Annotated in this window: 10 protein-coding genes; 4 read left to right on the forward strand and 6 right to left on the reverse strand. The window is 73.3% G+C overall.

Features of this window, described 5'->3' with window-relative positions; genetic code table 11:
- Nucleotides 1-27: 27 nt before the first annotated feature.
- The gene (locus ACFXPX_RS42770) at nt 28-393 is read right to left on the reverse strand and encodes a hypothetical protein (protein ID WP_380528599.1); all 366 of its coding nucleotides are present in this window, start codon (nt 391-393) and stop codon (nt 28-30) included.
- A gap of 59 nt (nt 394-452) precedes the next feature.
- Entirely contained in the window at nt 453-947 is a 495-nt protein-coding gene (locus ACFXPX_RS42775; RefSeq protein ID WP_380592843.1) for a ricin-type beta-trefoil lectin domain protein, read from the reverse strand.
- 434 nt (nt 948-1381) lie between these two features.
- Between ACFXPX_RS42775 and ACFXPX_RS42780 the strand changes: the two genes are divergently transcribed.
- The 3 genes from ACFXPX_RS42780 to ACFXPX_RS42790 all read left to right on the forward strand — a co-directional run bounded on the left by ACFXPX_RS42780 (nt 1382) and on the right by ACFXPX_RS42790 (nt 4079).
- Entirely contained in the window at nt 1382-1786 is a 405-nt protein-coding gene (locus tag ACFXPX_RS42780; RefSeq protein ID WP_380528591.1) for a hypothetical protein, read from the forward strand.
- A 101-nt stretch (nt 1787-1887) separates the two neighbouring features.
- A complete protein-coding gene (locus ACFXPX_RS42785) occupies nt 1888-2787 on the forward strand; it encodes a hypothetical protein (protein ID WP_380645009.1) in 900 nt (299 codons plus the stop codon).
- Between the two features lie 131 nt (nt 2788-2918).
- Nucleotides 2919-4079, forward strand: a complete 1161-nt coding sequence (locus ACFXPX_RS42790) for an alpha/beta hydrolase family protein (protein WP_380645010.1) — start codon at nt 2919-2921, stop codon at nt 4077-4079.
- A 67-nt stretch (nt 4080-4146) separates the two neighbouring features.
- On the opposite strand, the gene ACFXPX_RS42795 is transcribed toward ACFXPX_RS42790, so the two are convergent.
- A complete protein-coding gene (locus ACFXPX_RS42795) occupies nt 4147-4917 on the reverse strand; it encodes a phytanoyl-CoA dioxygenase family protein (RefSeq protein WP_380645011.1) in 771 nt (256 codons plus the stop codon).
- A gap of 141 nt (nt 4918-5058) precedes the next feature.
- Between ACFXPX_RS42795 and ACFXPX_RS42800 the strand changes: the two genes are divergently transcribed.
- Nucleotides 5059-5649 carry a TetR/AcrR family transcriptional regulator gene (locus tag ACFXPX_RS42800; protein ID WP_380532839.1) on the forward strand — a complete coding sequence of 197 codons (591 nt, stop codon included), beginning with the start codon at nt 5059-5061 and terminating at the stop codon, nt 5647-5649.
- Here the strand turns inward: ACFXPX_RS42800 and ACFXPX_RS42805 are convergent.
- The 3 genes from ACFXPX_RS42805 to ACFXPX_RS42815 all read right to left on the reverse strand — a co-directional run.
- A complete protein-coding gene (locus ACFXPX_RS42805) occupies nt 5615-6247 on the reverse strand; it encodes a hypothetical protein (protein WP_380532837.1) in 633 nt (210 codons plus the stop codon). The two genes, ACFXPX_RS42800 and ACFXPX_RS42805, sit on opposite strands and share 35 nt — an antisense overlap.
- The gene (locus ACFXPX_RS42810) at nt 6208-6567 is read right to left on the reverse strand and encodes a VOC family protein (protein WP_380592850.1); all 360 of its coding nucleotides are present in this window, start codon (nt 6565-6567) and stop codon (nt 6208-6210) included. Before ACFXPX_RS42810 ends, ACFXPX_RS42805 begins: the two co-directional genes overlap by 40 nt.
- 187 nt (nt 6568-6754) lie before the next feature.
- A partial coding sequence (locus tag ACFXPX_RS42815) for an MFS transporter (RefSeq protein WP_380645012.1) occupies nt 6755-8016 on the reverse strand: 1262 nt, incomplete at its 5' end.

An 8016-nucleotide genomic window follows, 5' to 3' on the forward strand; every position in this document is an offset into this window, starting at 1 on the left:
GGGCCGGGCGGTCGGAAACGGCACCGGTCAGTACGAGGCGCTGGTGGCACATCGGCCGGTGTCGCCGTTGCACACCACGACGTGCGAGGTGATCCCGGCGTCCAGCAGGGTGTCGGTCCAGGCCGTGTCGTGAGGGATGTTGGTCCAGTTGCTGGAGCTCCCGCCGTTGGACTGCGAGAGCACCACGCTGCACGCGTTGCCCCCGGTGGAGATCGCGTAGCCCTGTACGTGGTCGTGCCCGCTGTAGAACGAGACCACCATGCCCCCGGCACAACCGGGGACGTTGGCCGGGTAGGTGGTGTCGGCCGACGCGATCCCGGTGCTGAGGCCCAAGCCGACCGCGGCGACGGTGGCGACGGCGCCGAGGCGGACGGCGGTGCGCTTCGTGATCATCGGTGTCTCCTGGTGTTGTCGGTGGTTGCTCTGGTTGCTTTCCGGTTCCGGCCCGCGCGCTACCGCGTCAGGTACCAGCTCTGGTACGGGTTGTTGCTGTTGCAGCCCTCCTCGTGGAAGAGGTAGGGGCTGTTGTTGCCGTTGTCCAGGCAGGAACGCACGGCGAAGTTGAAGAACTGGGTGCCGTACGCGCCGTTGGTCATCGCCCAGATCTGGTAGGGGTCCTTGTCGTCGCAGGACTTCATCTGGACCGTGCCGGAGCTCATCGCCCGCATGCAGCGCCCGCTGCTGTCGTTGCGGAGCTGGACGTTCGGGTAACCCGTGTCGGGCGCGGCGGACGCGACCTTCCAGCGGAGGTTGGCCGCGCCGGTGCTGTAGGTGGTCGAGCTCAGCTCGTAGCTGCCGTACACGCTCCCGAGGTGGTGATCGATGAACTTGACGCTGCCGATGACCAGGTTGTCCTGGTTGTAGTAGGCGTTCGCCGTTCCCGACGCGCCGATCACCGTGACGAGTGCGGCCGCCACACCGAGCACGGCCGTGTACCGGTACCTCATTCGTTGCCCCCCAGTCGGTAGGAATCGCCGTCGCCGGCGCGGGGTCCATCCTCACCGCGGCCCGTACGGACCGACCACGACGTTCACCCGACGTTGACCGGACACTTCCGCTGGGGGGCCGTCAGCGCGGTCCGTGCGGCGGCCAGGGGCCGGCCAGCAGCCGTTCGGCCTCCGCCACGATCGCGGCGCCGAGCTCGCCGAACGTGCGGATCCGCTCGCCCGCCGGGCCGTCGCACCCGGTGTCCAGGGTCGCGAGCGTGGTGGGCTGAATGCACTTCCGAAACTATTTCAATACGATCACAAGATGAGGCAAAGACGCCGTAAAGCAGATGATCGTGCAGGTCGGGGTGATTTCCCGGGATAACCTTGCGGCGCTTTGGGCGGCCCCTGCCGGGATTTCCGCCGCCCGTGTCGTTCCCCTGGGGAGTCATTTCATGAAGAAGTTCCTTGCCGCCCTCGCCGTGGCCGGCACCGCCGCCACCTCGGTGGTCGTGCTGGCGCCCGCCGCCTCGGCCGCCGGCTGCGTGCCCAACAGCATCACCAGCCAGGGCACCACGTTGAACAACGTCACGGTCCTCACCAAGTCCAACTCCCCGTGCCACGACGTCAACGTCTCCTGGTCGAACAACCCGTGGGGCAAGTACTCCGGCTACGCCGGCTACTACCGGAAGTCCTCCGGCAGTGGCTGGATCGGCGCCTCGCGCGGCTACGTCCAGTTGGACAACGGGACCCATGACATCAACGACCCCGCCAACACCCTGATCACCGACCTGAGCCCCGGCACCCAGTTCACCGTGATCAGCCGCAACCCGGGTGACCAGCTCGTCGTCGTGCACTGACGCCCCCCCGTGGCCCCCGCCCGGACAGCGGGCGGGGGCCACGGTGCTTTCGCGCCCATCACCGCTCCCGTCCTCCCCCGCCCCGCCGGAGTCCTCCGCCCATGCCCCGCGTCCACCGGCGTCCGCGCCGCACCACCGCCCCGCACCCGGCGGCCGGACTGCTCTGCGCCGCCCTGGCCCTGACGACCGGATGCTCGGCCGCCGGCCCGGGAGCCACGGCCGCCACCGCGCCGCCCTCCGCCGAACGGGCCGCCGTGGACTACCGGTTGCCGACGGACCTCACCCCGATGCTGCTGCCGGCCAACGGCGTGGACACCCGGCTCACCCAGGGGCTCGACGGCTTCACCGCCCTGGTCCGGGACCGGGCGATGCGCGACTGCCTGGCCACCGCCCGCGTCCAGGTGCCCGACGCCCCGCCCCCGATGTTCATCCGTCAGTTCGAGATCCCCGACCTGGCCCACATCGCCCGCCACGGGTTCAGCCCGAGCACCGTCCCGACCGCCCCGGCACCGATGTCCGGGACGTCCTCGGCGTCCGCCGACCCGGCCGCCCAGCAGCGCTGCGACCGGGAGGGCGCGACCGCCTCCGACCACCTGCGCTCCGGCTACGGGCCCTTGCAGTCCGCCTGGCTCACCGGCCTCGCCGTCCTGGAACGGGACGAAGCGGTGCTCGCCGCCCGACGGGAGCTGCCGGACTGCCTGGCCGGGCAGGGCGTCCGGGCCGACGGCGAGCAGCACTTCTTCGACCAGGTGGACCGCGCCCTCCAGAGCGCCCCGACCGAGGAGGCCGCCCGCGCCGAGGACCGCCGCCTCGGCGCGGCCTACGCCCTCTGCATGCGGCCGGTCGAGGCGGCCCGCGAGCCGCTGCGCGCCGCACTGCGGGACACCTTCGTCCGGGAGCACGGGGCCGAGCTGGCCCGGGTGCGCGACGCGCTGCCCGGGCGGGTCGCCGAGCTGGAGCAGCGCTACTCGATCCGGTTCGGGGTCCCCGTCGAGGCGTGACCGGCCGGGAGAGCGGGCGACCGTAGTACTGGCGTATCACTCCGGTACCCCACGGAGGCTACGAGCGACAACAGGACGGTTGCCTCTGCGGGTTGATCCGATCCGGAGCCGCGGGATCTAGCGTCCCTCCCATGAAACGCAATCACCGAACGGGCGTTGTCGCGGCGTTGGCGCTCGCCGCCCTCGTCACCGGAACCGGCGCCGGGTTCGCCGCCACGACCGCGCCGGCGGACGCACCGGCGGCCGCGCGGTCCTTCCAAGGCGCACTCCCCGCACCGACCGGCCCCTACGCCGCCGGCGAGGACGTCATCCACCTCACCGACGAGAGCCGTCCCGACCCGTGGGTGCCGTCGTCCGGCCCCCGCCAACTGGCCGTCACGATGGTCTACCCGGCCGTCCCCGGGACCGGCACTCCGGCCCCTTACACGACCCTCGCCGAGGCAGCCGGAATCCTCCAGCGCCGGAACGTGCCGGCGAGCTCCGGCGTCACCCCGCAGACCCTTTCCAGCGTCACCACCCACGCCTTCGACGGCGCGCGGCCGCAGCGCGGCAAGCATCCGCTGGTGGTCCTCTCCCCCGCGTTCGAGAACCCGCGCATGACGCTCACCTCGCTCGCGACCGAGCTGGCCAGCCACGGTTACGTCGTCGCGCTCGTCGGCGACACCAACGGGGACAGCGGTGAGACGCTGGCGAACGGCCGGACACCGCCGTGCGCGATCTGCGGTGACCCGACGAAGGTCGACTCCGTCCCCGCCAACCGTGCGCTGGACGCGTCCTTCGTGATCGACCGGTTGACGCACGGCAACACCGCGTGGCCCCTGGCGCACCTCATCGACAAGCACCAGATCGGCATGGCCGGACACTCCATCGGCGGAGCGGCGGCCGCCGACACGATGGTCGCCGACCCGCGCGTACGGGCCGGGGTGAACCTGGACGGCGCCTTCAAACCGGCCCCGGCGCCCGGCCGGATCGACCGGCCGTTCCTCATGCTGGGCATCACCGACAGCCACTCGCCCAGCGGCACCGACACCACGTGGGGGGACGCCTGGGCGGCCCTCGGCGGCTACAAGAAGTGGCTGACGGTCGCCGGCGCCGACCACTTCAGCTTCTCCGACCTGGACCTGATCCAGGAGCAGGCCGGGTTCCCGACGCCGCCCCTCTCCCCGGAGCGCGGGGTGGCGATCACCCGCGCGTACGTGACGGCGTTCTTCGACCGGACGCTGGAGGGGATCCCCAGCCCGCTGCTGGACGGCCCCTCGGCGGACAATCCGGAAGTGGTCTTCCAGGACTAGTTCAGCGCCCGTGCACCCACCCCCGCGTCCTGAACCGGGTGGCCCGCCAGGGTGTGTCAGACACACCCTAGGACAGCCCCAGGCCCCGGCGGATCGCGAGCTCCACCGGCGAGTAGGCGCCGTCGGCCCGCTCCAGCTCGTACGGTGCGGCCGGCATCAGCGGCGGCTGGGCCATGAAGCGCGGCCGCCGCCCGTGGTGCGGCTGCGCCGCGTGCACCAGGAACGGGTGGCACAGGTAGACGTCGCCCGGGGAGCCGGTGGCGAAGGCGACCGGCCGGTGGTCGGAGGCGGCGACCAGGGCGGGGGCGAGCGCCAACCCGCTCGCGCCGTCCTCCCCGTACTCCGCCAGCACCTTCGGCGCGTCGAGGTGCGAGCCGACCCTGATCCGGGTCGGGGCGTCCTCCTCGCCGACCTCGCTGAACAGGAACAGCATCAGCAGCGCCCGGTCCCGGGAGCGCAGGTTCGTGAAGTACCAGGTCTCGCCGTCCGGCAGGTAGCTCCCCTCGATGTGCCAGCCCGCGTCGTCCGGCTCCTCCGGGTGCGGGAAGCGCAGCGGGAAGGTGCCGAGCGAGTAGCGCGGCTCCCAGTGCCCGGCACCGACCAGCAGGTCGTACGCGTGGTGCAGCGCCGGGGAGTTGGGGGCGGCGGCGAACGGGCCCTGGGCCAGGCCGCCCACCCGGTGGACGGGCTGGGTCCAGGTCGCCGGGTCGTCCGGGTCGCAGCCCGTCTCGCGCCACAGCAGCCGCTCGCAGTCGGCGGCCACCCGGGGCGCGACGGCGCCCTCCAGCTTCACGAAGCCGTCGCGGAGGAAGCGGGAGGTCAAGGTCGTGTCGTCCATGCCCCCATCCTGCGGCGCCACCGGCCCCGGTGACCCGACAGAAGCGGTGCGGGGGATGTCGGGTGACCGGGGCCGGTGGGAGGGGTGTCGGGCCGGTACCTTGTTGGCATACCTTCAGTACGTCAAGGACAGGGGGCCACGATGGCGCAGGGAGTGCGGGCCCGGCAGCGGGAGCAGACCCGGCAGTCGCTGCTGCGCGAGAGCAGGCGGCTGTTCTCGACGGAGGGGTACGGCGCCGTGGGGCTGGCGGAGATCGTGGCGGCGGCCGGGGTGACCAAGGGCGCGCTGTACCACCACTTCGACAGCAAGACCGCGTTGTTCCGCACCGTGCTGGAGCAGGTGCAGCAGGAGGTGGCCGAGCGGATCGCGGTGACCGCGGACGCCCGGGAGGAGCCGTGGGAGCAGCTGGTCGCCGGGTGCGAGGCCTTCCTCAGCACCTCCACCGACCCGTCGGTCCAGCGCATCCTGCTGGTCGACGGGCCTGCCGTGCTGGGCTGGAGCGAGTGGCGGGCCATGAACGAGGCCACCTCCGGCCGGCACCTGGCCGATGTGCTCGCCGTGCTGATCGCCGAGGGGACGATCCCCGCCCAGCCGGCCGCGCCGCTCACCCACCTGCTGTCGGGTGCGATGAACGAGGCGGCCCTGTGGCTGGCGGCCTCGGGCGGCCCCGACGACCTGGCGGACACCGTCCGGGCGCTCACCCGACTGCTTGAGGCGCTGCGCGCGCGGTGAGCCGGGACGGCTGCCGGTGGCGGTGCGCGCAGGGGTAGCAACCGCCTTGGCCGCGGCGGATGTTGTTGAGCATCGGGGTGCCGATGTGGCCGCACCGGGTGCAGCGGCAGCGCCACTGGTCGCGCACCCGGCCGGGGAAGGGCTCCAGCGGCTCCATGCCGACCGCGCGCATCTCGGCCACCGCGGCGGCCGGGTCCACCGGGGCGCGGCCCGCGCAGGTGAGGCAACCCCCGCCGCCCGCACGGATCTTGAACAGCCGGGGGTGGACGGTCCGGCCGCAGGGCAGGTGGCGGCAGCGCCAGCGCACCCGGGCGCCCGGGTAGGGGTCGAGCGGCTCGTAGCCGGCCGCCCGCATGTCCGCCTCCGCACGCTCCTGTCCGGCCGCGCGGCGCCGGCGGCCGGCGGCGGTGCGCCCGCACTCGCGGCAGCCGGCGCTCCGGCCGGTGCGCACCAGGGTGAAGGTGGGCGCGACGCGGTGGGCGCCGGCGGTGCAGCGGCAGTTCCAGGCCACGTTGGCGCCCGGGTAGGGCTCCAACGGCTCCAGGCCCGCCGCGCGCATCACCGCGGCCGCCGTGTCGGGATCGATTCTTCCTGCCATGGCACCTCTCCCCTTGGGTCCCTCGCAGTTGTCGGTACGACGTCGACGCGGACGCCGTTGGGGTCCACGACCGTTCGCCCGCCCCCGGTGTCCGCCTCCAGGACGATCCGCACCGCGCGCACCGGCCGCTTCCACTCCTCGGGCGCCTCCGGGTGGGACGGGTCCACGAGGGTGAGTTCGACGGGCCGGGGGGCGGGGCGGCCGAGGACGAGACACCAGGGCGCCTCGCGCACCGTCTCGAAGCCGAAGCGCCCGGCGTAGAACGCGCGGGTCTCGTCGAGGCGGGACGTACAGATCACCGGACGGAAGCTGGCCAGCATGGACGGCATCCCCATTCACGTACCAACGGTATGTCAACTGAACCTATTTGCGTACCGTCGGTATGTCAACACGGTCGGTGGCGGCCCTCGCCGGACACGGCACGGCGGACGGCGTCCGGACATGCGCCGACGGCCGGTCCCGTCCCGGACCGGCCGTCGGGCGCTGCGGCTGCGCCGCCGACCGGCGCTACTCCGCCGCGGCCACCACCGGCTCCGCGCCGGCCTCCTCCTCCGCCCCGGCCCCCGCCGGCGGGGCCTTGATCACCAGGACCACCAGCACCGCGCTGGCGAGCGCCAGCACGGCCCCGATCCCGCCGATGACGTTCATGCCGTCGGTGAACGCGGCCCGGGCGGAGTCCAGGAACGCGCCCGCCGCATCGGCGGGCAGGCCCTTGGCCGCCTCCACCGCCCCGGCGAGCGTGCCGGCCGCGTCGTCGGACACCCCGCCGGGCACCTCCACCCCGGCCCGGTAGACGGCCGCACCGAGGCTGCCGAGCAGCGCCACGCCGAGCGCCATGCCCAGCTCGGTGCTGGTCTCCGAGAGGGCCGAGGCCGCACCGGCCTGCTCCGGCGGGGCCGAGCCGACCACGATGTCCGTGCCGAGGGCCACCAGCGGGCCGCCGCCCGCGTAGACGAAGGCGAAGCCGGTGACCACCTGGGCGATGCCGGAGGTGCTGTCGGCCGTCGCCAGCATGACGTGGCCCAGCGCCGACACCGCCAGACCGGCCGCGACGACGTACGCGGGCCGCACCTTGGCCGCGGCGATCGGGGAGACCACCGAGGTGACGATCAGCGCGAAGGCCGCCGGCAGCAGGTAGAGGCCCGCCGTCATGGGCGACAGGTCGCCGACGAGCTGGAGGTACTGGGTGACGAACAGGTAGGTGCCGCCCGCCACCAGCATGCTGACCAGCAGGGTGGCCAGCGCGGTGCGGAAGGTGGGGCCGGCGAACAGCCGGAAGTCCAGCAGCGGGCTGGCCAGCGTGCGCTGGCGCCGGACGAAGGCGCCCGCCACGGCCAGGCCGACCACCAGGGCCAGCACCGGCAGCACGCCCGCCCCGCCCTTGGCGATCTCCTTGAGCCCGTAGATCACCGGCAGGATCGCGCCGAGCGACAGCAGCACGCTGGCCAGGTCGAGACGGCCTGCGTTCTCGTCGCGGTACTCCGGCAGCAGCACCGGGCCGGCGATCAGCAGCAGCGCCATGATCGGGATGGCCAGCAGGAAGACCGAGCCCCACCAGAAGTACTCCAGCATGGCGCCGCCGACCACCGGGCCGAGCGCGATGCCGACCGAGAACATCGTCACCCACACCGCGATGGCCATCCCGCGCTGGCGGGGGTCGGGGAACATCGTGGTGATCAGCGCCAGCGTGGAGGGCATCAGCGTCGCGCCGGCCACCCCGAGCGCCGCCCGGGCCGCGATCAGCGCGGCCGGGTCGCTGGTCCAGGCCG

Origin of the sequence: Kitasatospora sp. NPDC059146, assembly GCF_042786665.1 — a bacterium.
Classification (GTDB): Bacteria; Actinomycetota; Actinomycetes; order Streptomycetales; family Streptomycetaceae; genus Kitasatospora.

What these genes read in the sequence shown, in the direction of transcription:
- ACFXPX_RS42770 (WP_380528599.1), bottom strand. Translation starts at nt 393, where the DNA reads ATGATCACGAAGCGCACCGCCGTCCGCCTCGGCGCCGTCGCCACCGTC.
- ACFXPX_RS42775 (WP_380592843.1), bottom strand. Translation starts at nt 947, where the DNA reads ATGAGGTACCGGTACACGGCCGTGCTCGGTGTGGCGGCCGCACTCGTC.
- ACFXPX_RS42780 (WP_380528591.1), top strand. Translation starts at nt 1,382, where the DNA reads ATGAAGAAGTTCCTTGCCGCCCTCGCCGTGGCCGGCACCGCCGCCACC.
- ACFXPX_RS42785 (WP_380645009.1), top strand. Translation starts at nt 1,888, where the DNA reads ATGCCCCGCGTCCACCGGCGTCCGCGCCGCACCACCGCCCCGCACCCG.
- ACFXPX_RS42790 (WP_380645010.1), top strand. Translation starts at nt 2,919, where the DNA reads ATGAAACGCAATCACCGAACGGGCGTTGTCGCGGCGTTGGCGCTCGCC.
- ACFXPX_RS42795 (WP_380645011.1), bottom strand. Translation starts at nt 4,917, where the DNA reads ATGGACGACACGACCTTGACCTCCCGCTTCCTCCGCGACGGCTTCGTG.
- ACFXPX_RS42800 (WP_380532839.1), top strand. Translation starts at nt 5,059, where the DNA reads ATGGCGCAGGGAGTGCGGGCCCGGCAGCGGGAGCAGACCCGGCAGTCG.
- ACFXPX_RS42805 (WP_380532837.1), bottom strand. Translation starts at nt 6,247, where the DNA reads ATGGCAGGAAGAATCGATCCCGACACGGCGGCCGCGGTGATGCGCGCG.
- ACFXPX_RS42810 (WP_380592850.1), bottom strand. Translation starts at nt 6,567, where the DNA reads ATGCTGGCCAGCTTCCGTCCGGTGATCTGTACGTCCCGCCTCGACGAG.